Below are 21880 nucleotides of genomic sequence, written 5' to 3' on the forward strand. Positions count from 1 at the left end.
CGGGCACTCAAACGGACATAAACACAGGGCCGTGTTTCGTTGCACGACACGATACCGGACCGCTCCGCGGTCACCCAGGAGGACAACGATGTACGCCGAGGAACGTCGTTCCGCCATCGTCGACGAGGCGCGCAACGAGGGGCGGGTGCGGGTCGTCGACCTGGCCGCCCGCTTCGAGGTGGCCCCGGAGACGATCCGCCGCGACCTGGACCTGCTCGAGGCCGACGGGGTGGTCAAGCGCGTCCACGGCGGCGCGATCCCGGTGATCGGCTTCGACGGCCGCGAGACGACCCTCCCGGAACGCGAGATCGCCAATGCCGGAGCCAAGCGGGCGATGGCGGAGGCGGCCCTGTCGTACGTTCCGCATCAGGACGGCACCATCATCCTCGACGCCGGCTCGTCCACCGGGGCGCTCGCCGCGCTGCTGGTCGCACCGGGGATCAGCTTCAACAACCTGACCATCGTCACCGACTCGGTGCCGGCGGCGATGACCCTGTCCGCGGTGCCCCAGCACACCGTGCACATCCTCGGCGGGAGCGTCCGCGGCGTCACCCAGTCGACCGTCGGCGCCGGCGCCCTGGAGACCCTGCGCCGGCTCCGGGTCGACGTCGCCTTCGTCGGCACCAACGGGATCTCCGCCACCTTCGGCCTGACCACCCCCGACGCCGCCGAGTCGGCGGTCAAGCGCGCGATGATCGCCGCCGCCCGCCGCACCGTCGCGCTGGCCGACCGTTCCAAGTTCGGACACGACTTCTTCATCAGCTTCGCCGCACTGTCCGACATCGATGTCCTCATCACCGACGGGAGGCCGCCGGCCGCCCTCGCCGCAGCCCTGTCCGCCCACGAGACCGAGGTCGTGATCGCATGATCGTCACCTTCACCGCCAACCCCAGCATCGACCGTACCGCCGAACTCGACGAGCCCCTGCTGCGCGGCGGGGTGAACCGCATCCGCGCCCTCCACGACGGTCCGGGCGGCAAGGGTGTCAACGTCTCCCGCGCGCTGCACCTCGCCGGGGTGCCCTCCGTCGCGGTGCTCCCCTCCCCCAGCGCCCACCCGATCGTCGCCGCCCTGCGCGAGGCCGGCGTCGACCACCGGCCGATCCCGGTGACCGCCCGGGTCCGCACCAACATCACCCTGTCGGAGGAGGACGGCACCACCACCAAGATCAACGAACCGGGTAGTCCGCTGGATCCCGACGGGCTGATCGTACTCCGTGACACCCTGGTGGACCTGGCCCGCGACGCCGACTGGGTCGCCCTGTGCGGCTCGCTGCCGCCCGGCCCCGCGGCCGACTGGTACGCCGACCTGGTCGATGCGCTCCGCCCGACCGGCGCCCGGATCGCCGTCGACACCTCCGACTCCCCGCTGGAGGCGCTCGGCGCCCGACTACCCGGATCGGCGCCCGACCTGCTCAAGCCCAACGCGTACGAGCTGGGCCAGCTCACCGGCACCGACGGCGACCAGCTGGAGCAGGCCGCCGAACACGGCGACTTCGCCCCGACCGTACGCGCCGCCCGCGCCGTCGTCGACCGTGGCGTCAGCTACGTCCTGGCCACTCTCGGCGCCGCCGGGGCCGTCCTCGCCTCCGCCGAGGGCGCCTGGATCGCCACCCCGCCGGCGATCGTGCCGATCAGCACGGTCGGTGCCGGCGACTCCTCGCTGGCCGGCTTCCTGCTGGCCCATGTCCGCGGTGACGCCCCGGCCGACTGCCTGCGCCAAGCCGTGGCGTACGGCTCGGCGGCCACCGCCCTGCCGGGCACCACTGTCCCCCGTCCCGACCAGACCGACCCCGGCGGCGCCACCGTCATTCCCTTTTCCGGATAAGGACGACCACCATGTCTGACCTCATCACCCCCCAACTGGTGATCCTCGACGCCGCGATCGGCGCCACCAAGGACGACGTCATCCGTTCCCTCGCCTCGATGGTCGCGGCCGCCGGCCGGGCCACCTCCGCCGAGGGCCTGGCGAACGACGCGCTCGACCGCGAGGCCAAGGCGGCCACCGGACTGCCCGGCGGCATCGCCATCCCGCACTGCCGCTCCGCCCACGTCATCACCGGATCCCTGGCCTTCGCCCGGCTGCGCCCGCCGGTGGCCTTCGGCGACAAGGACAGCGACGCCGATCTGGTCTTCCTGATCGCCGCCGCCGAAGGCGAGGGCCAGGAGCACCTGAAGCTGCTCGCCAAGCTCGCCCGCGCATTGGTCCGCAAGGACTTCGTCGCGGCGCTCCGGGCGGCCGGAACCGCCGAAGAGGTCGTCGGCCTGGTCGACGCGGTGGTCAACCCCGCCCCCAAGGCGGCGGCCGCACCGTCCGTCCCGGCTACCGCCGAGGCCTCCGCCTCCGCCGGGCCCGCCGCCGCTGCCGGCGCAGCGGCCGGCCCGCGCCGGCTGGTCGCGGTGACCGGCTGCCCCACCGGCATCGCGCACACCTACATGGCCGCCGACTCGCTCAGCCAGGCGGCCACCGAGCTGGGCTACGACCTGCAGGTCGAGACCCAGGGTTCCGCCAGCTTCACCCCGCTGCCGCCGGAGGTGATCGCGACGGCCGACGCGGTGATCTTCGCGACCGACGTCAACGTACGTGACCGGGACCGGTTCGCCGGCAAGCCCGGCATCGAGTCCGGTGTCAAGGCCGGCATCTCCGACCCGAAGGGGCTGATCACCAAGGCGCTCGCGGCGGCCGACGACCCCAGCGGCCACCGGATCGCCGGCGGTGGGGGCGGCGGCACGGAGAGCGCCGGAGCGGGCGCCGGCCAGCTCGGCTGGGGCAAGCGGATCCAGCAGGCGCTGATGACCGGCGTGTCGTACATGATCCCGTTCGTCGCCGCCGGCGGCCTGCTGATCGCCCTCGGCTTCCTGCTCGGCGGATACGGCATCGGCATCGGCACCACCGCCAAGGACATCATCACCAACAACTCGCTGGTCAACCTGCCGCCCGGCGGGCTGTTGGAATACCTCGGCGTGGTGCTGTTCACCATCGGCGGGGTCGCGTTCAGCTTCCTGGTGCCGGCGTTGTCGGGCTACATCGCGTACGCCCTGGCCGGCCGCCCCGGGATCGCGCCGGGCTTCGTCGGTGGCGCCGTCTCGGTGGCCGTCGGCGCCGGCTTCATCGGAGGCCTGGTCACCGGTCTGGTGGCCGGCCTGATCGCGATGTGGATCGGCTCTTTCAAGGCGCCTCGCTGGTTGGCCGGCCTGATGCCGGTGGTGATCATCCCGCTGCTCACCACCCTGATCACCGGCACGCTGATGTACCTGCTGCTCGGCCGTCCGCTCGCCATGCTCACCACCGCCCTGCAGAACTGGCTCACCGGGATGTCCACCGGCGGCTCGATCGTGCTCGGCATCGTCCTCGGCCTGATGATGTGCTTCGATCTGGGCGGCCCGGTCAACAAGGCGGCCTACCTCTTCGCCACCGCGGGCCTGTCGTCGGGCACCGAGGCCTCACTGATGATCATGGCCGCGGTGATGGCCACCGGCATGGTCCCGCCGCTCGCCATGGCGCTGGCCACCACCGTCCGCAAGAAGCTGTTCACCGAGGTCGAGCGGGAGAACGGCCGGGCGGCCTGGCTGCTGGGGGCGTCGTTCATCTCCGAGGGTGCCATCCCGTTCGCCGCGGCCGACCCGCTGCGGGTGATCCCCTCGATGATGGTCGGCGGCGCGCTCACCGGCGCCCTGTCGATGGCCCTCCACGTCACCCTGCGGGCACCCCACGGTGGCATCTTCGTCTTCTTCGCGATCCAGCCGATCTGGGGCTTCCTGGTCGCGCTCGCTGCGGGCACCGTGCTGGGTGCCTTCCTGGTGATCGTGCTCAAGACGGCGGCCGCCCGCCCGAAGGACGTCGAGAGCGCCGACCCGACGACCCCGGCAGCCGTCGGCGCCTGACCCCAAGTATCCTGTAGCGCACCGAACCGAAGGAGTGTCCCATGCCGTCCACCAAGGTCATCGTCGGCTCCGCCGTGGGCCTGCACGCCCGCCCCGCCTCGATCATCGCCGAGGCCGCGTCGGCCTACGACGACGAGATCCTGATCTCGCTCGCCGACGATCCGGAGGAGGAGCCCGCAGATGCGAGCTCGTCCCTGCTGATCATGGCGCTCGGTGCCTCCAAGGGGCGCGAGGTCATCGTCGAGTCGGAGAACGAGGAGGCGATGAAGAAGATCGCCGAGCTGGTCGCCCAGGACCTCGACGTCTGACACCGACCTACAACACCGGGTGTATGGGCCCCGGTCACCCCACGGGTGGCCGGGGCCCATCCGTGTCCCGTCCCGGCAGCTGACGGTGCTCGGACCGTCGGTCGGCCCTCAGCAGCCGGCGACCGGCATCACCCCGGGGTCCGGCAGCGGGCGCATCCCCGCCGTGACGTCACCGGGCGCCCCCCAGGCGCCGGACAGCACCACCGTCCCCTGCCCGTCGCGGAAGACGGCCGTCGGCCCGGCGAAGGGTTCGGTCTCCAACCGGTCGTCGGCCGGAGCGCGGGACGTCACCGACACGGCCGGTGCACCCGGCCCGAGCGAGGCGATGCCGGCGGTGGCCAGCGCGGGCACCAGCCCCGAGCCGGTGACCAGCAGCCCGGACAGCGGCCTCGCCAACGGCAGGTGTGGTCGGGTGGTCCGGGCCATGTCCGGGGCGTCGGTCGGCAGCGAGAGCGTCACCACCGATCCGCGCTGCCCCGTCCCGTCGGCGCCGACCCAGCCCTGCGTACGTGCCGGATCGATCCGTTGGCCGGCGTGGGTCCAGGTGACCGCGGGGGTGCACCCGGCATCGCCCACCGTGAGGTCGTCGGCGGTGATCGCCGTCGTCTCGTCGAGCTGCACCCCCAGATGCCAACTGACGGCGCCGGACGGAGTCGAGGCGACCAGGGTGACCAGACCCGCCCGCCAGGCGTTCGGCGCCCAGTCGGCCACCCCGCGCGGCACGTCGGAGGGCTGTTCGTCGCCGTAGAGACGCACCGGGGTGTCGCCCACCATCGCCACCCGGTAGTCGGTGTGCCCGGTGTCCGACAGTCCCCGGTCGGCGGTGCTGCGGTATCCGTGCTCGACGACGAGCTGGCCGTCGGCGACCCGCAGATCCAGCGGACCGTACGCCGCGGCGACGATGCCAAGATCGACCGGCTGCGTCCCGTCGAAGCCGAGGAGGTGCCAGCCGGTGACCGTCGCGTCGCCGATCGAGCACTGCAGCCGGACGACGAGGTAGTCGCGGGCCGGAGCACCGAGCCGCACCCGGCGGGAATCGACCACCTCGGCGTGCGACGGCACCGTGCCGGTCCGGGTCGCCGGGCCGGACTGCACGCCCCAGACCATCGGGGTGTCCAGCGACGGCTTGTCCCAGCCGCAGCCGCCGCGGTAGACGAAGTTGCGATAGGCGATGTCGGACAGCCGCGGAGTCGCGGCCGTGGCGGCCGGTGAGGCGCTGCATCCGGCCACCAGCCCACACACCGCCAGGCCGGCCGTCGCCGCCCGCCATCCTCGCCACCGCATGGGGTCAGCCTAGCGACGTCGCAGACAGGGCAGGATGGGAACATGTCCGACTACCTGCCCTCCCCGGGCCGCCTGCTCGCGCGGCTCCATCCGGTGCTGGTCCGCTGGGGCGTGCTCGCCCTCCATGCCGAACTGCTCGCCGACGGTTCGCCCCGCACCTCCCCCTGGACGCTGCTGCAGGACGGACTCGCCGCCGCGCCCGAGGAGGACTGCTGGGCCACCCTCGTCCATGCGGAGGGTGACCGCGCCCGCCACTACGTGCTGTCGGCGTACGCCCCCGGGGTCGGCGACCCCGGCACGGAGCGTCTCGACTGGCACCTGGCGGGAGCCCCGTCGTGGGTCGGCGCCGACCCGGCACGCCGCTACTCGCTGATCGCCTGGGCCCAGGACGGCACCTGGGAGACCACCCCGCACCGGAGCGGCCGGCTCGATCCGCGCCGCCCGTGGGCCGACCCGGCGGTCGAGCCCTCGCTGGCCACCCTCGTCTCCGACGAGGCGACCGTCGACGCGCTGGCCACCCTGCTGTGGCGGTCCGCCGACGCCTGGTCGTACGACCCGGCCCGGACCTGGGCGGCCGAACTGCTGCCGCTGGCCCGGGTCGCCTGGAACGCCATGGTCGATCCGGACATCGCCCTCGATCCCGGCCTGCTGGCCGACCACTTGGTGGCCCTGTCCGGGCATCTGCGCCGCACCCCGGTCCCCCGGGCCACCGCCGAGCGGACCGCCCGGCTGGCCTACCAGCTGTGGGGACACCTGGCGGGCGAGGCACCGTTGGGCCTGATGTCGCTCAGCATGCCGCCGGCGCCGTACGACACCACCCGGCGCACCATGGAACGCACCGACGTGCTCCCGGTGGAGCAGGCCGCCCACGTCGCCGCCCCGGCCCGTCCGGATCCCGCCGATCCGGAGCTCGCCCAGGCGATCCGCCACACGCTGGCCTGGGCGGTGGCGGCGCTGCGCGATGCGGCCGCCGGCACACCCCGGGACCGGCGTCGCCTCGACGTCGACGAGCACGGTCCGGTGGCGTACGCGCCCGACGGCCGGATCGTCCGGATGACCACCCTCGACCCGGCCCACCTGGTGCTGTCGGTGCACCACCCCGCACCGGCCCCCGAGCCGGGCCTGCTCGGACGGCTGTTCGGCCGGCGCTCCACTCCGGAACCGGAGGCGTCCACGTCCGGGCGTCCGCTGCCACCGACGCCCGGCTGGGTGCCGGTGGAGGAGATCCGGCAGGCGGGCGGGGAGATCCTCGACCTGGACTGGTGCGTCCGCGGCCGGTGGGACTACCGGCGATGGAGCGGCGACTCGGCCGGCGGGTTCGGGATGCCCGGGGCGCTGGAGGCGCTGACCGGGCTGGAGCCGGTGGACCCCACCGAGCTCGACGCCGCCCTGGCCGGGCTGCACCCGGCGACCTCCACCGCACTGGCGGAGGTGACCGCGATGCGGGCGGCGCTCGATCGTTTCCTCGCCGGTGCCGGACCCCTCGCACTGGGTGGACCGGAGGCGTGATAACCGGTGACCGTGCTGGTAGCCTCGCCCCGTGTCCTCCAGCATCTCCCGGCCGGGACCCTGATGCCCGGCTCGGTCAGTCTGGTGGCCACCGCACTCAACGGTGAGCTGCCAGGGGCCGCGACCGTGCACGACGTCGATCTCGAACTCGTCACCGGCCGGCTCACCGTCGTCACCGCGGCCGAGGAACGCACCAGCCGCACCCTGCTGCGCCTGCTGAGCAGCGCCTGCAGCCTCACCTCGGGCCAACTCGTCTATCGTGACCGGCACGGCTCGACCGATCTCGCCCAGGCCTGCGCCCGTGACGTCGTCGCGGTCCGCCGGCGCGGGATCGTCTGCAGCGTCACCCTCCGGCCGCCACATCCGGCCCTCAGCTGCGCCCACGCCGTCGCCGAGCTGGCGCACCGTACGGTCGACGAGGCCGCCTCCGAGCTCGCCGCACTCGGCCACGGTCACGCCGTCGACCTGAGGGTCGGCGACACCCGCGGCTCCGACCGCAGCGTGCTGCCGATCGCCGCAGCCCTGCTGCACCCGGCACCGGTCGTCCTGGTCGATCTCACCAACCACACCACCGACGAGGTCCGAGACCGCCTGGTGGCCCGCGCCCGGCGGGGCGGGGCCGTGCTCGCCGTCACCGACTCCCTGGTCGACGGCCTGCCGGCCAGCGCCCGCACTCGCCTGTTGACGGCCGAGGGCCGCCTGCTCTGAGGAGCCACCGATGCGCCGACCCCTGACCTTGGGCCTGCTGGCCGCGGCCGGCCTGGCCCTGCCGCTGACCGGCTGCGCCACCGGCAGCAGCAGCATGATGGCCACCCCCGTCCCGCAGACGCCCCCACCGGCGACGATGGTGCATCTGGCGGACGTACGGACCGGGATGTGCCTGGACGCCGATCGGCTGCCGAGCGACGGGAAGGTGGCCTACCTGGAGGTGCTGGGTTGCGAGACCGCCCACACCGCCGAGGTCGTCGCCGTCCTCGACGGCGCCACGCCGGCCGCCATCGGCGACCCCTGTGCGGCGGCCTTCCGGGACTACGTCGGCGGCACCCCCGACGACGGCGACGTACGTCAGCTCACCGCGTCGGCGGACGCCTGGCAGTCTCGCCCGGCACCGGCGCCGTCGCTCTGCCTGGCCGTCTCGCCCGATCCGGTCACCGGCTCGGCCCGTGGCACCGGCCGCTGAATCCGCCCGATCAGGTCAGTCGGAGCAGGGAGGTGGCCGTCACCCCGGTGATCATCTCCTGCACCGGGCCGAACTGGCAGGCCTCCACCACCCCGATCGGGTCGGTGTCGCCCATCGGCGCCGGATAGTCGCTGCCCATCAGCACCTGTGCAGGCCCGGCGAACTCCACCAGCTGCCGCAGCTGGAGCGAGTCGAAGGCGGCGGTGTCGTAGTACAACCGCCGCAGCTGGTCGAGAGGTGAGTGGTGCAGCGCCGGCCTCTCACCGAGGCGCTCCCAGCCGCGCTGCAGCAGCCCGCGCACCGACGGCAGGGCACCGCCGCCGTACGCCAGGCAGAGCGGGACGTCGTACGTCTCCAGGATCCCGGCGTGCAGCATCGCCGAGACGCCGGTCGCCACGTCCAGCGCGGCCGCCAACGCACCGTCCCGTCCGGGCGCGGCCACCGGATGCACCAGGGCGAAGGTGCCGCGCTGGGCCAGCAGTTCCCACAACGGGGTGTGCACCGGATCGGTCAGATCGCGTCCCATCCCGCGGGTGGCGAGCACCACCCCGGCCATCCCGAGGTCGTCGAGGCAGTGCCGCACCTCCTCGGCGGCGTCGACCAGGCCGACCGGGACCGCCGCCAGGGCCACCAGCCGGTCCGGTGCCTGCGCGACGAACTCGGCGAGCGTCTCGTTGCTCCGCCGGGTCAGCTCCCGGACGAAGCCGGTGTCGGCGTCCTCCGGGGTGCGCAGGTGCGGGGAGACCGAGACGGCGTGCACCTCGATCCCGGCCTCGTCCATGTACGCCAACCGCGCCGGCACGTCGTACGCCTCGCGGGGGACGTCGGTATCGGCCAGGCCCTGGTCCACCAACCACCGCCACAACGGCTGCGGCAGCGCGTGGGTGTGGACGTCGACCTGGCGAAGTGCTGGATAGCCCGGGCTCATGGTCCCACCGTAGAGCGGCAGCGTCGTTCCGGCAGGTGTTCCGTACGCTCGCCGCAGTATCACGAGAGTTGATCAGATCCAGAAGTTGCCCTAATGTTTCATCTGCAAGCATCTGACAGGAGTCCCATGCAGCACGTCGTCCCCACCCCGCGCCCCGTCGCCGCCGTCGCGGCGATGTCGTGTCGTGCGTGTCGGTGCGGACGAATGCTCCAGCGCTGAGCCCGTCGGCCCCAGCGCCCGGCGCCTCGGCGCGTCCCCGGACGATCCTCATCCCTCTGCTTGTTTCCCAGGAGTCTCCCGTGTCCCTGCACACGATCAGCCATCCCCTCCGTACGTCCCATCCCCTCCGTACGTCCCATCCCCTCCGTACGTCCCAGCTCCCCGTCCTCGACCTCGGCGACCTGCCGCCCGAGGTGCTGCGCACCGTCGTCCGCGACACCGGCGCCTTCTACCTGACCGGCCACGGCATCCGGCCGGAGATCCCAGGGCAACTGCTCGACCTGGCCCGACTGTTCTTCGCCCTGCCGACCGAGGACAAGTCCGCCGTCGACACCGCCCGCTCGGAACAGTTCCGCGGCTGGACCTCCTTCGGCCAGGGGCCGGCCCAGGGCTGGCGCGAGCAGTTCGACCTCGGCGCCGAGCTGCCGGCGATCCCGGCCGCGCGGCGCACCCGCCCCGGCGACTCCCTCGTCGGCCCCAACCAGTGGCCGGTCCGCCTCCCCGCGCTGCGAGACCGGGCACTGTGGTTCCAGGACCGTGCCACCGAGGTCGCCCGGGCGGTGCTGCGGCAACTGGCCGTCGCCCTCGACCTGGACGCCGGCGTGTTCGACCAGGCCTTCGCCGGCGACCCGGCGACCTGGACCTCGTTGGCCCGGGAGACCGGCGAGGACGGCGCCGTCGACCACCCGATCGCCTCGCACACCGATCCCGGCGCGCTCACGCTGCGCTGGATCGACGACTGGACCGAGGGTGACCGGATCCTCGTCGATCACCGGTGGGTGGCCGCCGACCGGGTGCCCGGGGCATTCCTGGTCACTGTCGGCGATCTGCTGGAGGATGTCACCGACGGCTACCTGCGAGCGGCCCCGCACCGGCCGGCACCGGCCACCCGCGAGCGGGTCACCCTCACCTACACGTACGACGCCCCCTACGGGGTGGTGCCCGGAAGGCTGGACCTTCCGGGACACCTCACCGCAGGGGACTGGCCACTGGCCGGCTGATCAGCTGAACCGCGCCTGCAGCTGTTCCTCGATCTCCTCCAGCGACGAGGTCTTCGTCTCGGGGACGACCGTGATGTAGAAGACCAGCGCCACCACGTTGATGGCACCGAAGACGGCGTACGTCCAGGCGGCGCCCAGGTTGGCGATCATCACCGGGAAGGCGAAGGTGACGACGGCGTTCATGATCCACAGGGCGCCGACGGCGAGCCCCTGGGCGACGCCGCGGATGCGGGCCGGGAAGATCTCCGAGACCAGGATCCAGTTGACCGTGCCGGACTGCTTGATGAACACGAACACCGAGACCAGGGCGACGACGACCCACGGCAGGACGGCCGGGACGCCGGCGCCGATGGTGCCGTCGGCAGCCATGTGCGGGGCGATGCCGAGGCCGAACACCAGCGCGAGGGCGAACAGCGACAGGGTCACACCGGTCTCCTGGTAGATGCCGACGTGGCGGCGCATCAGCTTGCCGACCAGCAGGAAGCCGACGGCCGAGCCGATGCAGGACGCGATGCCGGTGACGACGTTGAGGGTGATGGAGTTCGCCGAGGAGAAGCCGGCGGCGTGCAGGATCTTCGGCAGGTAGTACATCGCTGTGTTGATGCCGGTGAGCTGGTCTGGTCGAAGAAGCCGAGGAAGCAGCCGATCACGATGATCCTGCGGGTCCATCGGGTGTTCCAGGCCTGCCGCAGGGTCCACTTCTCCCGCTGTTCCTCCAGCCGGTGCACCTCCACCATCTGCTGGATCTCGCCGGAGACGTCGTCACGGGCGTCGTTGCGGATCCGCTTGAGGGCACCGACCGCCTCGACGTAGTGGCCGTTGGCGGCGTACCAGCGGGAGGACTCCGGCATCATCCGCATGCCGATCCACAGGGCGATCGCCGGGATGGTGGCCAGCACCAGCATGTAGCGCCAGACCGCACCGTTGCCGCCGTCGACGACGAGTCCGGAGACGGTGCTGACGGCGTCCCACGGTGCCCACTGACCGGCGACGACGGTGTGGGTCGGGTCGGCGGCGACCAGCACGCGGGGCCCGCCGTTGGCCGAGGAGAGGGCCGCGTTCATGGTGTAGGCCAGCAACTGGCCGGTGACGATCATGAACTGGTCGACGGCGATCAACGGGCCACGGATCCGCTTCGGGGCGGTCTCCGACAGGTAGATCGGGACGGTGGAGGACGCACCGCCGACGGCCCAGCCGAGCACGAAGCGGAAGGGGTAGAGCACCCACACAGTGGGGGCGAAGGTGCAGCCGAGAGTGCCGACGATGAAGATGATCGCCAGCATCAGGATGTTGTGGCGCCGTCCGTAGCGGTCGGACAGCCGCCCGCCGATCATCGCGCCGAAGGCGGCACCGATGGCGAGGATGCCACCGACCAGCCCCTCTTCGACGGAGTTCAGGTGCAGGCCGCCGGCGACGCTGGGCAGGTACATGTAGGGCAACGCGCCGGCGATCACGCCGGTGTCGTAGCCGAAGAGCAGCGACCCGAAGGTCGCGACCGCCGCCAGCAGGGCGATCGACCGCTTCTTCCCCGAGGCGGGTGTGACACGCACCAGTTCGCGGATGTCGTCGGGCGACGGATCCGATCGCAGGGAACTGATGGGGTCTGATGTGGTCGCCATGAGGCAACCCTCCTTCGTTCACTCGTCGTTGAGTCGGAGCGTCCGGACAGCGCCCTTGGCGCGCTCCAATGCATCCAAAGTAGCCCGGCATGATTCATTTGTCCATACATTTGCGGAAGAAAGTTCTGTCGTACCCGCGGCAAACGGGCGACCAGGCGTACCGACCGGACTCAGTCGCGAGTGGTGGAGCCGCGCACCACCAGCACCGGCGGCACCACGACGTCGGCGGACTCCGTCCGACCGTCGAGGCGCTCGCCGATCAGCTCCACCACCCGGCGGGCCATCTCCGCGGTGCCCTGGTCGATGCTGGTCAGCGACACCCCGGGATAACCGGCGATGGTGGTGTTGTCGAAGCCGGCCACACCGGTGTCGACCCCCGGCTCGAGATCACGCTCGGCAAGGACGCCGAGCACCTGCAAGGCGATCATGTCGTTGTGGCAGCAGAACGCCACCCCCGACCCACGACCGTCCAGCAGCGGGCCGACCACCTCGGTCACCGCGGCGCGATCGACCGAGAGGATGACCGGCAGTCGCCCCTGCTCCGCCATCGCGGCACGGTATCCCTCCAGCCGGAAGCTCGAGGAATCACCCCGTACGCCGCGGTCGAAACCGACGTAGACGACCGGGTCGTAGCCGCACTCGACCAGGTGTCGGGTGAGCCGCTGGGCCCCCTCCCGGTCGTCGGTGTGCACCAGATCCACGGTGTCGGGCCCCAGGTTCCGGGTGACCAGGACGGTGGGCACCTGCCGGCCGACGTCGGCCAGCTCCTCCTCGGCGGCCATCGGCGAGACCAACACCAGCCCGTCGACGTTCATCTGCAGGAACCGGCCGATTGCGACAGCCTCCTCGTGGCGGTCGATGCCGACCGGGGCGATGAAGGGGATCAGCCCGGCGGCCTCGAAGTGTCGGCGCAGCGCCTCCACCAAGTCGGCATGGAAGGGGTTGCCGAGATCGGCCAACACGATGCCGACGAAGCGCGTACGTCGCGCCGCCAGGGCGCGGGCGGCGACGTTGGGTCGATAGCCGAGCTGTTCCATCGCCCGGCGGACGGCGGTACGACTGCGCTCGGACACCCGGGGGTCGTCGAGCACCACCAGCGACACGGTCTGCCGGGACACTCCGGCGAGCCGGGCGACATCGGCCTGGGTCGGCCGGGAGCCGTTCACGGTGACCCCGTCGGTTTCCCCATACGGGCAGCCTACCGTCCCCCGATCGGTGACTTTTGTCACCCGCTCCTGTCATTTGACTATACAAAGTGCGCATCGCTGAGCTAGCCTTTTGGCACGCTCCAAATCGGAGCTCTTCAACGACGAGGAGATGTGAGGACGATGACCTCCACCACGACGCCCACGGTGACCTCCCGGGCTCGCAACACCAACGATCCGCGGTACTCCCGGCTGGCGATCGGGGTCTGCCCCGACCAGTGGGGGGTCTGGTTCCCCCAGGACGACCGGCAGATGGACCCGCGCCGCGCCATGCAGGAGATGGCCGAAGCCGGCTTCGAGATCATCGAGACCGGCCCGTTCGGCTACTTCCCGACCGACCCCAAGGAACTGGCGCGCTGGACCGGCGAGTTCGGCCTCAAGGTCGTCGGCGGCACCGGCTGGGGCATCCTGCACAAGGCCGACGCCTGGGCACAGACCGAGAAGACCTTCCGGGCGATCGCCGAGACCCACGCCGCCGTCGGCGCCGAGTACATCGTCCACCTGCCCCCGCTCTACCGCGACGACAAGACCTGGGAGTGGACCGACGACCGCGTGCTGTCCCCCGAGGCCTGGAAGCTCTACGTCGAGAACGCCAACCGTCTGGGCCAGATCCTGCTCGACGAGTACGGCCTGAAGATGGTGCTGCACCCACACGGCGACTCGCACATCGAGACGCCGGAGGAGATCGCCCGGATCTTCGAGGCGACCGACCCGACGTACGTCAACCTCTGCCTGGACTCCGGCCACATCGTCTACGGCGGTGGCGACCCGGTCGAGTTGGTCCGCTCCTACCCCGACCGCATCACGTACGTGCACATCAAGGCCTTCGACGAGGACATCACCCGGGAGGCCCACGAGAAGGACTGGCCGTTCGGCGAGGCCGTCACCAAGGGCGCTTCGGTCTGCCCGCCCGCGGGTCTGCCCGAGATGCACGCCTTCGTCGACGCCCTGGCGGCACTGGACAAGGACCTCTACTGCATCTGCGAGCAGGACTGCTACCCCTGCGCCCCCGACTTCCCCCAGCAGAACGCCGTCAACATGCGCAGCTACCTGGCCGACTGTGGCCTGGGCCTGAAGTGACCCCGGGCGCGGACCGGAAGGACAACGAACAATGACCGTACGTATCGGACTCATCGGCGCCGGCGGGATGGGCCGCGCCCACGTCGAGCGGATCGAGCAGGAACTGGCCGGCGGACGGATCGTCGCCGTGGCCGACATCGACCTGGCCGGGGCGAAGGCCGTCGCCGAGCCGCTGGGGGCGAAGGCCTACCCGACCGGCGCGGAGCTGATCGCCGATCCCGAGGTGGATGCTGTGCTGATCGCCACCTTCGGCGCGGTGCACGCCCCCGACGTGCTGGCGGCCGTCGAGGCGGGCAAGTACGTGCTCTGCGAGAAGCCGCTGACCACCACGCCGGAGGACGCCCTGCGGATCCTCGAGGCCGAGGAGAAGGGCGGCCGGAAGCTGGTCACCGTCGGCTTCATGCGACGCTTCGACGCCGGCTACAACGACATGCGCGACACGCTCGTCAGCGGCGACCTCGGCTACGCGACGCTGGTGCACTGCCGGCACCGCAACCCCACGGTGCCGGAGGGCTACACCACCCGCAACATGATCGACGACACCGCCATCCACGAGATCGACATCTGCCGGTTCCTGCTCGGCGAGGAGATCACCGCGGTGCGGATCGACACCCCGCGGGCCACCTCGCACCGGTTCGAGCACCTGCAGGACCCGCTGGTGCTGGTCGCCCGGACCGCGTCCGGGGTGCTGATCGACGACGAGGTGAACGTCAACATCCAGTTCGGCTACTCCATCGAGTGCGAACTGGTGATGGAGGCCGGCACCATCCGGCTGGGCGACCAGGAGCACACCGTGGTCCGGGACTCCCTGGGCAACCGCAACGCGATCTGCCGCAGCCACATCGACCGCTTCCACGACGCCTTCAACCAGGAGGTGCAGCAGTGGATCCGTGCGGTCGAGCGCGGCGAGCACACCGGGTCGACCGCATGGGACGGCTACGCCGCCACCTGCGTCGTCGAGGCGGGCCTGGAGTCGCTGGACAACGACGGCATCGAGGTCGCTGTCCGGATGATCGAGAAGCCCGACTTCTACGCCTGACCCACCCCCCATCGACCCCCGGCGGTCTCCCCGACACGTGGCCGCCGGGGGTCTTCCCCGCCCCCCACCGCAGCGACTAGGCTCGACGTCACCCTGACGAAGGAGCCGGGCATGGGGGACGCGCCGCCGTACCGCGTGGCGATCGTGGGAGCGGGGCCGGCGGGCCTGTTCGCCGCCCAGCACCTGGTCACCCAGCACGACGTGCCGGTGCGCGTCGACCTCTTCGACCGGCTGCCCACCCCGTTCGGCCTGCTCCGCTACGGCGTGGCACCCGACCACACCAGCATCCGCTCTGTCGCGCAGGCCCTCGCGCGCACCTTCGACTCCGACCGGGTGCGGTTCCTGGGCACCGTCGAGCTGGGCCGCGACGTCACCCGCCGCCAGCTCGTCGAGGCGTACGACGCGGTGGTGTACGCGGTGGGTGCCTCGGGCGACCTGCGGATGCGGGTGCCCGGCGAGGACCTGCCGGGCAGCGGCTCGGCGCGCCAGTTCGTCGCCTGGTACGGCGGTCACCCCGACGCCACGCAGCAGTCGTTGCGGGGCGTACGCTCCGTGGCCTGCGTCGGCGTCGGGAACGTGGCCGTCGACGTGGCCCGGATCCTCGCCAAGGACCCGGCCCGGCTCGCCGCCACCGACATGCCCGAGGACGTGCTGGCCGAACTGGCCACCTCCGAGGTCACCGACCTGTGGATCATCGGCCGGCGCGGACCGCAGCACGCCAGCTACACCACCAAGGAGCTCCGCGAACTGCTGGCCACCCCCGGTCTGGCGGTGTCGATCGACGACGGCGCGCTCGACGCCGGCCACACCGACCCCGAGGGGCTGGACCGGCGGACCCGGGCGAACCTCGAGGCGCTCCGGGAGGCCGCCGCCCGGCCCGCTCCCTCACCGGTGCGCCGACGGCTGCACTTCCTCTTCTGGCACCGGCCGGTGGCCCTGCACGGCGCCGGCCGCGTCGAGGAGGTGGAACTGGAGCGCACCGCCCTGGCGCCGGACGGCGAGGTGGTGGCGACCGGCGAGACGCGTACGATCCGGGCCGATCTGGTGCTGCGGGCGATCGGCTACCGGAGCACCCCGCTGCCCGACGTGCCGTTCGACGAAGCCCGCGGAGTGATCCCGCACCGGGAGGGCCGGGTGCTCGACGCGGCCGGCCGGGTGGTGCCCGGGGAGTACGTCACCGGTTGGATCAAGCGGGGGGCGACCGGGGTGATCGGCACGAACAAGTCGGACGCCGCCGAGACGGTGGGCCACCTGCTCGAGGACCTGCCCGCGCTCACCCGCCACCCCGCCGATCCGCTGGAGGACCTGCGCCTGCACGGCGTGCACCCCACCTCGTACGACGACTGGTTGGCGATCGACGCCGCCGAGATCGCCCTGGGTGCGGCCACCGGCCGGCCACGGGTGAAGATCGACGCCTGGGCGGACCTGATGCGGCTGTGCCGCGACGGCAGGATGACCGAGGGCGAGGCGGCCGGCGTGCCGTCGTACGACGCACCGGATTCCCCCACCACCGACGATTTGTACTAACATATTGATCGAAGGTAAACACAGAGCACGACGACCGTGCAGAGCCACCACGGTCGTTGGTTCCGGACGGTCGCCACCTTTTGACAGGAGAAATGTCATGTCGACCGTCACCACCTACGCCGCCACTGTCCGCGCCGCCGCACTCGACGACCGCCTCGCCGCGTCGGGCCTCCCCCTCACCTTCCTCGTCCTGCTGCTGGTCTGCGCCGTCCTCGTCGTGGGCGCGGTGGCGTTCTCCGTGCCGCTGGTGGCCGTGGCCGCCGGCCTGGTGGCCTGCGCGGCCACGACCATCCACGCCTTCTCCCTGCTGACGCGCTGACCGGGCCGCGGGCGGGCAGCGCTGACCCGCTGGGCGCACCGCGGGCGCGACGTCAGAGCGACATGTCGACGACGGCCCGCCCGCGGATCTCCCCCCGCGCCAGCGCCCGGTAGCCCTCGGCCGCCTGTTCCAGCGGGTAGCGACGGCTGACCAGTCCGCGGTAGTCGATCACGCCCTCGGCGGCGAGCCGGACCACCTCGGGCAGGTCCTGGCGGGTGCGGGCGCCGTACGAGCCGATGATCGACTGGGAGCGTCGGACGGTCCGGTTGATCTCGACACCGGCGGTCTGCACCCCGGCACCCAGGCCGATCGGCACCATCCGGCCACCGTCCGCCAGCACGTCGAGCGCGGTGGTCCAGGTCTGCGGCCGGCCCAGCGCCTCGAAGGCGACGTCCACCCCGCGCCCGCCGGTCACCGCGAGCACCGCGGCTCGGACGTCGGGCGTGCTGGCCGAGTTCACCGCGTCGGTGGCCCCGAGAGCCAGGGCGTCCGACAGCTTCTCGTCGGAGACGTCGATCGCGACGATCCGACGGGCACCGAAGGACTTCGCGATCGGGATGATCGTCGAACCGACACCGCCGGTCGCCACCACCGCCACGGTCTCCCCGTGCCGCAGGTCGGCGCCGCGACGGACCGCCCCGTACGCCGTCATCGCGGCGCAGCCGATGATGGCGCCCGGCACCACGTCGTAGTCGTCGGGCACCGGCGCGACCGAGGTCGACGGGATGACGGCGTACTCGGCGAGACCGCCCATGGAGTACATCGCGATCGGATCGCCGTCGAGGGTGGCGAGCCGGGTGGTGCCGTCGTAGAGCTTGCCCTGCAGCCGGTTGAGGTCGAAGAACGGGCCGCAGAGCTCGTCGTGCCCGGAGGCGCAGGCGTCGCACTGCCCGCACGGCATCAGGAACGCGCCCGCCACCCGCTGCCCGACGGTGAGGCCGGTGTGCTCGTTGCCGGGCCCGATCTCGACGATCTCACCGGAGACCTCATGGCCGAGCACGGCCGGCTTCGGGAAGGCGATCGCCCCGCCGAGCACGTGCAGGTCGGAGTGGCACAGGCCGCACGCCGCGACCTTGATCAGCACCTCGGCGGTCTTCGGGCGGGGGGTGCGGATCTCCTCGACACGGAGCCCCTGCTCCGGATCGCGCAGAACAGCAGCTCGCATCGTGGACGGGATTTGTGCGGACATTTCGATGGGTACCTCCGTGGTTCGGTGCCGTGTCGGACCCACGCTCCACCGCGAGCCCGACATCAGCTTACCGACATTTACCCCGCCTGTGAAGACTTTGTTCTGACAAATATCAGATGCTTGCGGCTGGCCCGTTGCCGACGACGGTCACAGGGCGGCAGCGGCGTCGAGCACCGTACGGGCACTGCGCCGCAGGCCCTCCTCGCGGGAGAAGGCCCCGTCCTCATGCTCGATCGAGACGTTCATGGTGGGATCCACCTCGGCCACCGCGCGGAGGAAGTCGGTCCACCAGGCCGTGTCGTGGCCCTGACCGACCGCCACGAAGCGCCACGCCGGATCGGCCGGCCACTGCGAGCACCAGTGCGCCGAACCGGTGGGCGTACGCTGCGCCGGGTCCGCCGGCACCGTCCCGAAGCTCGCGTCCAGCACGCCGCGGGTCGCGACGCCCGGCTCGAGCCGGGTGTCCTTGGCGTGCACGTGAGCGATATGGCGACCGAGCAGCCGGATCGACGCGAGGATGTCCATCCCCTGCCACATCAGGTGCGAGGGGTCCATGTTGACGGCGATGTTGCTGCAGCCGGTGCGCTCGACGAACTCCAGGAAGCCCACCGGGGTGAAGACCAGGTTGTGCGGGTGCAGCTCCCAGGCCAGCGTGACGCCGGCATCGGCCGCACGGGCGTCCACCTCCTTCCAGAACGGGTCGGCGACGCTGCGCTGGTACTCCAGCACCTCGAGGTAGACGCCGTCCCACGGGTTGACGACCCAGGACGGGTAGCGGGCACCGGGATCGGAGCCCGGCACACCGGACATGCAGACGATCTCCTTCACCCCGAGCAGCGGCGCCAGCTCGATCGCCCGACGCAGGTCGTACGCGTGTCGGGGACCCTGGTCGGGCAACGGGGACAGCACGTTGCCGGAGGTGTTCAGGCCGGCCAGTCGCATCCCCCGTTCGGCGAACAGACCCAGGTAGTCGTCCCGGGCGGAGGCCGAGACGAGCAGGGTGTCGACCGGGCAGTGCGGGGACGGGATGAAGCCGCCGACGTTGACCTCGGCACCGGTCAGGCCGGCCCCTTTGATCACGTCGAGGGCGTCGGGTAGGGCACGGTCCTGGAGGCAGGCGGTGTAGGCGGCGAGCTGGAGGGGCATGGTGGTCTCTTTCCTGGGTCAGAAGTCGATGGCGACAGTGCCGCCGCCGGCGGCGGCGGAACGGACGATGGCGTCCTGGATGCGGATCGCGCGGTAGCCGTGCGCGAACCCGGGGACGGGCGGCAGTCCCTCGTCGACGCCCGCGACCTGGTCGAGGAAGGCCCGGGCCTGGTAGACGAACTGGTCGATCTGGGTGACGCCGACGCCACCGAAGGCCATCGACGAGCCGTCCTTGAAGTAGGGGAAGTCCGGGCCGACCAGCACCCGGCGGGGACCGCGCAGGCCGTCCCGCGGGGCGGTGTCGTCGAGCTGGATCTCGCCGGCCCGGTTCATGTCGAAGCGGACCGCGCCGGCGGTGCCGAGCACGTCGACGGCCAGGTTGTTCGGGCAGCCGAAGGCGACCCGGGAGACCGAGATCGAGCCGACGGCGCCACTGGCGAAGCGCAGGCTGAACAGGGCGAGGTCGTCGTTCTCCACCGGCTCGCTGGCCGCGGCGGAGGTGGTGGTCCCGCGGCCACCGGCGACGCCCTCGAGGGCCGGCGGGCGGTGCGTGATGACGGTCGCCAGCTCGGCGCCGGAGACCGACACCAGAGGGCCGCAGAGGAACTCAGCCAGGTCGGTGATGTGCGAGCCGAGGTCACCCAGGGCACCGGAGCCCATCGGCCCCCGATAGCGCCAGGCGATCGGGACGGTGGGATCGGCGCCGTAGTCGCACCAGTAGGTGCCGTGGAACTGGGTGACGGTTCCGAGGTCGCCCGCCTCGACCATCCGGGCGATCTGGGCGAGGCCGGGCTGGCGGCGGTAGCCGAAGCCGATGCCGGTCACCACGGCGGCGTTCGCCTCGAGCTCCGCCATCGCCCGGGCGTCCGCCAGGGTGTCGGCGAGCGGCTTCTCACAGAGCACGTGTTTGCCGGCGGCGACCAGGGCCTCGGCGATCTCACGGTGCCACCGGTTGGCGACCACGATCGAGACGATGTCGACGTCGTCGGCCTCGACGATCCGGCGCCAGTCCGTCTCGGCCCGCTGGTAACCGTAGCTCCGCACGGCATCCTCGGCGAAGGGAGCGTACGCGTCGCAGACGGCGGCCAGCCGGACCGGCGGGACGACGCCGGGGGCGTAGATGGTGCCGGCCTGGCGCCAGGCGTTGGCGTGGGTGCGGCCGGCCATCCCCGCGCCGATGACGGCGACGGAGAGGGGAACAGACATGGGTCCTCCAGGGTCTTCGTTGACGCTGCGCGCGGATCGACAGCTGTTGCCGCCCGTATTGACGCGCGTTAATAGTGACGCCTCCACTATCAGCCAGAACGAAACAACCTGTCAATACAGTGATTTGACCTGTCATTAAGGTCACACGTCGGGTGCCCACGCGGTGCGTACCGGCTACGCCGCGGTGCGTACGGGCTACGCCGAGGTGCGTACGGGCTACGCCGAGGTGCGTACGGGCTACGCCGAGGTGCGTACGGTCAGCCGCGGAGCGACGACCCGGTCCTCCCCGGGACGGGTCGGATCGGCCTGGCGGGCGACCAGCAGGTCGAGCGCCGCCCCGCCGAGCAGGGCGGGATCCTGGTCGACCGAGGTCAGGGAGAACTCGGTCCGACCGGCCAGATAGGTGTCGTCGAAGCCGGTGACGCCGACGTCGCGGCCGACCACCAGCCCGGCGGCGCGCAGGGCGGCCACGACGTCCAGCGCCATCAGGTCGTTGTGGGCGGTGATCGCCCAGGGCGCCGCGGGCCGCTCCGCGGCGAGCAGCCGGCGGACGACCTCGCCGGCGTCGTCCTCCGCCTCCAGGCAGCGCGGGGCCAGTCCGCGCGCGGCCATCGCCCGCAGCTGTTCCCGGCGGCGGACCGAGACGGTGGGGTCGGCATCCCCGTGCCGCGGGGAGAGATGGACGATCCCGCGATAGCCGCGGCCGAGCAGATGGTCGACCAGCAGGTCCGCGGCGGCCGCCTCGTCGACGTGGACGGCGTCGACCCGGGGCGACAGCGCCTCGCTGCCCACCGTCACGACCGGCACCTGGGCGGCGTACGCCTCGAGGGCGTCGGCCCGGGCGAAGGGTGAGACGAGCACGGCGCCGGCGGCCCGCAACTCCTGGAAGCGGCCGATCACGGCGCGCTCGCGGGCGTCGTCGTTCGAGGCGGTGGCGACCAGCGGGAGCAGCGCGTGCGCCCGAGCGGCGTCCTGGATCGCCTCGACGACGGCCTCGAAGAAGGGGTTGCGCAGGTTGGGCAGCAGCACGCCGACGATCGGTGAGCGGGCGGACGCCAACGTCGCGGCGCCGAGGTTGCGGGTGTAACCCAGTTCCTCGGCGGCCGCGACGATCCGCCGGCGGGTCTCCGGGGCCACCCGAGGGGACCCGGAGAGTGCCAGCGAGACCAGACCACGGGAGACTCCGGCCAGGCGCGCCACGTCGCTCTGGGTGGGGTCGTTCACCTCGGGTCTCCTG

At 71.9% G+C, this 21880-nt stretch carries 21 protein-coding genes; 12 read left to right on the top strand and 9 right to left on the bottom strand.

All coding sequences use genetic code 11. The features are described from left to right. The first annotated feature begins 88 nt into the window (after positions 1 to 88). From R0146_RS02750 to R0146_RS02765, 4 genes are read left to right on the top strand one after another with little or no spacing between them, the layout of a single operon-like run. On the top strand, positions 89 to 868 hold the full coding sequence (locus R0146_RS02750) for a DeoR/GlpR family DNA-binding transcription regulator (protein WP_317691328.1): 780 nt from the start codon (positions 89 to 91) through the stop codon (positions 866 to 868). Then, entirely contained in the window at positions 865 to 1827 is a 963-nt protein-coding gene (locus R0146_RS02755; RefSeq protein ID WP_317691329.1) for a 1-phosphofructokinase family hexose kinase, read from the top strand. The genes R0146_RS02750 and R0146_RS02755 overlap by 4 nt, the downstream gene beginning before the upstream one ends. A gap of 11 nt (positions 1828 to 1838) precedes the next feature. Continuing rightward, complete coding sequence (locus tag R0146_RS02760) at positions 1839 to 3884, top strand: PTS fructose transporter subunit IIABC (protein ID WP_317691330.1); 2046 nt, start codon at positions 1839 to 1841, stop codon at positions 3882 to 3884. Between the two features lie 41 nt (positions 3885 to 3925). Then, positions 3926 to 4192: an HPr family phosphocarrier protein gene (locus R0146_RS02765; protein WP_317691331.1), complete on the top strand. Its 267-nt coding sequence runs from the start codon at positions 3926 to 3928 to the stop codon at positions 4190 to 4192. A 108-nt stretch (positions 4193 to 4300) separates the two neighbouring features. On the opposite strand, the gene R0146_RS02770 is transcribed toward R0146_RS02765, so the two are convergent. After that, on the bottom strand, positions 4301 to 5476 hold the full coding sequence (locus tag R0146_RS02770) for a hypothetical protein (RefSeq protein WP_317691332.1): 1176 nt from the start codon (positions 5474 to 5476) through the stop codon (positions 4301 to 4303). Positions 5477 to 5518: 42 nt separating this feature from the next. Here R0146_RS02770 and R0146_RS02775 point away from each other — a divergent pair, with 42 nt between their 5' ends. The 3 genes from R0146_RS02775 to R0146_RS02785 are packed head-to-tail and all read left to right on the top strand — an operon-like array spanning position 5519 to position 8165. Next, a complete protein-coding gene (locus R0146_RS02775) occupies positions 5519 to 6985 on the top strand; it encodes an amino acid adenylation domain-containing protein (RefSeq protein ID WP_317691333.1) in 1467 nt (488 codons plus the stop codon). Positions 6986 to 6991: 6 nt separating this feature from the next. Further along, a complete protein-coding gene (locus R0146_RS02780; RefSeq protein WP_317691334.1) occupies positions 6992 to 7693 on the top strand; it encodes a hypothetical protein in 702 nt (233 codons plus the stop codon). A 10-nt stretch (positions 7694 to 7703) separates the two neighbouring features. Further along, on the top strand, positions 7704 to 8165 hold the full coding sequence (locus R0146_RS02785; RefSeq protein WP_317691335.1) for a hypothetical protein: 462 nt from the start codon (positions 7704 to 7706) through the stop codon (positions 8163 to 8165). 10 nt (positions 8166 to 8175) lie between these two features. On the opposite strand, the gene R0146_RS02790 is transcribed toward R0146_RS02785, so the two are convergent. Beyond that, complete coding sequence (locus R0146_RS02790; RefSeq protein ID WP_317691336.1) at positions 8176 to 9093, bottom strand: amidohydrolase family protein; 918 nt, start codon at positions 9091 to 9093, stop codon at positions 8176 to 8178. Positions 9094 to 9392: 299 nt separating this feature from the next. Between R0146_RS02790 and R0146_RS02795 the strand changes: the two genes are divergently transcribed. Then, the gene (locus R0146_RS02795) at positions 9393 to 10313 is read left to right on the top strand and encodes a 2-oxoglutarate and iron-dependent oxygenase domain-containing protein (protein ID WP_317691337.1); all 921 of its coding nucleotides are present in this window, start codon (positions 9393 to 9395) and stop codon (positions 10311 to 10313) included. Here R0146_RS02795 and R0146_RS16150 read toward each other — a convergent pair whose 3' ends face one another. From R0146_RS16150 to R0146_RS02805, 3 genes are all read right to left on the bottom strand, one after another. Next, entirely contained in the window at positions 10314 to 10886 is a 573-nt protein-coding gene (locus R0146_RS16150; RefSeq protein ID WP_411567184.1) for an MFS transporter, read from the bottom strand. Beyond that, a complete protein-coding gene (locus R0146_RS02800) occupies positions 10775 to 11932 on the bottom strand; it encodes an MFS transporter (protein WP_411567169.1) in 1158 nt (385 codons plus the stop codon). The genes R0146_RS16150 and R0146_RS02800 overlap by 112 nt, the downstream gene beginning before the upstream one ends. A 170-nt stretch (positions 11933 to 12102) precedes the next feature. Further along, a complete protein-coding gene (locus R0146_RS02805) occupies positions 12103 to 13098 on the bottom strand; it encodes a LacI family DNA-binding transcriptional regulator (protein ID WP_317691338.1) in 996 nt (331 codons plus the stop codon). A gap of 162 nt (positions 13099 to 13260) precedes the next feature. On the opposite strand from R0146_RS02805, the gene R0146_RS02810 reads away from it, so the two are divergent. The 4 genes from R0146_RS02810 (at position 13261) to R0146_RS02825 (ending at position 17102) form a co-directional block, all read left to right on the top strand. Then, positions 13261 to 14217, top strand: a complete 957-nt coding sequence (locus tag R0146_RS02810) for a sugar phosphate isomerase/epimerase family protein (protein WP_317691339.1) — start codon at positions 13261 to 13263, stop codon at positions 14215 to 14217. A gap of 31 nt (positions 14218 to 14248) precedes the next feature. Further along, positions 14249 to 15256, top strand: coding sequence for a Gfo/Idh/MocA family protein (locus tag R0146_RS02815; protein WP_317691340.1), 1008 nt, complete (start codon positions 14249 to 14251; stop codon positions 15254 to 15256). Between the two features lie 111 nt (positions 15257 to 15367). Further along, positions 15368 to 16783 (top strand): FAD-dependent oxidoreductase, encoded by a 1416-nt coding sequence (locus tag R0146_RS02820; RefSeq protein WP_317691341.1) that lies wholly within the window; start codon positions 15368 to 15370, stop codon positions 16781 to 16783. Between the two features lie 97 nt (positions 16784 to 16880). Continuing rightward, positions 16881 to 17102 (top strand): hypothetical protein, encoded by a 222-nt coding sequence (locus tag R0146_RS02825; protein WP_317691342.1) that lies wholly within the window; start codon positions 16881 to 16883, stop codon positions 17100 to 17102. Positions 17103 to 17154: 52 nt separating this feature from the next. On the opposite strand, the gene R0146_RS02830 is transcribed toward R0146_RS02825, so the two are convergent. From R0146_RS02830 to R0146_RS02845, 4 genes are all read right to left on the bottom strand, one after another. After that, positions 17155 to 18267: a zinc-binding dehydrogenase gene (locus tag R0146_RS02830; RefSeq protein WP_317691343.1), complete on the bottom strand. Its 1113-nt coding sequence runs from the start codon at positions 18265 to 18267 to the stop codon at positions 17155 to 17157. A 171-nt stretch (positions 18268 to 18438) separates the two neighbouring features. Then, the gene (locus tag R0146_RS02835; RefSeq protein WP_317691344.1) at positions 18439 to 19437 is read right to left on the bottom strand and encodes a sugar phosphate isomerase/epimerase family protein; all 999 of its coding nucleotides are present in this window, start codon (positions 19435 to 19437) and stop codon (positions 18439 to 18441) included. A gap of 18 nt (positions 19438 to 19455) precedes the next feature. Continuing rightward, a complete protein-coding gene (locus R0146_RS02840; RefSeq protein ID WP_411567185.1) occupies positions 19456 to 20604 on the bottom strand; it encodes a Gfo/Idh/MocA family protein in 1149 nt (382 codons plus the stop codon). A 276-nt stretch (positions 20605 to 20880) separates the two neighbouring features. Beyond that, positions 20881 to 21867 carry a LacI family DNA-binding transcriptional regulator gene (locus R0146_RS02845; protein WP_317691346.1) on the bottom strand — a complete coding sequence of 329 codons (987 nt, stop codon included), beginning with the start codon at positions 21865 to 21867 and terminating at the stop codon, positions 20881 to 20883. Between the last annotated feature and the right edge of the window lie 13 nt (positions 21868 to 21880).

It is taken from the genome of Raineyella sp. LH-20 (genome assembly GCF_033110965.1).
Taxonomy (GTDB): domain Bacteria; phylum Actinomycetota; class Actinomycetes; order Propionibacteriales; family Propionibacteriaceae; genus Raineyella.

What these genes read in the sequence shown, in the direction of transcription:
- R0146_RS02750 (WP_317691328.1), top strand. Translation starts at nt 89, where the DNA reads ATGTACGCCGAGGAACGTCGTTCCGCCATCGTCGACGAGGCGCGCAAC.
- R0146_RS02755 (WP_317691329.1), top strand. Translation starts at nt 865, where the DNA reads ATGATCGTCACCTTCACCGCCAACCCCAGCATCGACCGTACCGCCGAA.
- R0146_RS02760 (WP_317691330.1), top strand. Translation starts at nt 1,839, where the DNA reads ATGTCTGACCTCATCACCCCCCAACTGGTGATCCTCGACGCCGCGATC.
- R0146_RS02765 (WP_317691331.1), top strand. Translation starts at nt 3,926, where the DNA reads ATGCCGTCCACCAAGGTCATCGTCGGCTCCGCCGTGGGCCTGCACGCC.
- R0146_RS02770 (WP_317691332.1), bottom strand. Translation starts at nt 5,476, where the DNA reads ATGCGGTGGCGAGGATGGCGGGCGGCGACGGCCGGCCTGGCGGTGTGT.
- R0146_RS02775 (WP_317691333.1), top strand. Translation starts at nt 5,519, where the DNA reads ATGTCCGACTACCTGCCCTCCCCGGGCCGCCTGCTCGCGCGGCTCCAT.
- R0146_RS02785 (WP_317691335.1), top strand. Translation starts at nt 7,704, where the DNA reads ATGCGCCGACCCCTGACCTTGGGCCTGCTGGCCGCGGCCGGCCTGGCC.
- R0146_RS02790 (WP_317691336.1), bottom strand. Translation starts at nt 9,093, where the DNA reads ATGAGCCCGGGCTATCCAGCACTTCGCCAGGTCGACGTCCACACCCAC.
- R0146_RS02800 (WP_411567169.1), bottom strand. Translation starts at nt 11,932, where the DNA reads ATGGCGACCACATCAGACCCCATCAGTTCCCTGCGATCGGATCCGTCG.
- R0146_RS02810 (WP_317691339.1), top strand. Translation starts at nt 13,261, where the DNA reads ATGACCTCCACCACGACGCCCACGGTGACCTCCCGGGCTCGCAACACC.
- R0146_RS02815 (WP_317691340.1), top strand. Translation starts at nt 14,249, where the DNA reads ATGACCGTACGTATCGGACTCATCGGCGCCGGCGGGATGGGCCGCGCC.
- R0146_RS02820 (WP_317691341.1), top strand. Translation starts at nt 15,368, where the DNA reads ATGGGGGACGCGCCGCCGTACCGCGTGGCGATCGTGGGAGCGGGGCCG.
- R0146_RS02825 (WP_317691342.1), top strand. Translation starts at nt 16,881, where the DNA reads ATGTCGACCGTCACCACCTACGCCGCCACTGTCCGCGCCGCCGCACTC.
- R0146_RS02830 (WP_317691343.1), bottom strand. Translation starts at nt 18,267, where the DNA reads ATGCGAGCTGCTGTTCTGCGCGATCCGGAGCAGGGGCTCCGTGTCGAG.
- R0146_RS02835 (WP_317691344.1), bottom strand. Translation starts at nt 19,437, where the DNA reads ATGCCCCTCCAGCTCGCCGCCTACACCGCCTGCCTCCAGGACCGTGCC.
- R0146_RS02840 (WP_411567185.1), bottom strand. Translation starts at nt 20,604, where the DNA reads ATGGCCGGCCGCACCCACGCCAACGCCTGGCGCCAGGCCGGCACCATC.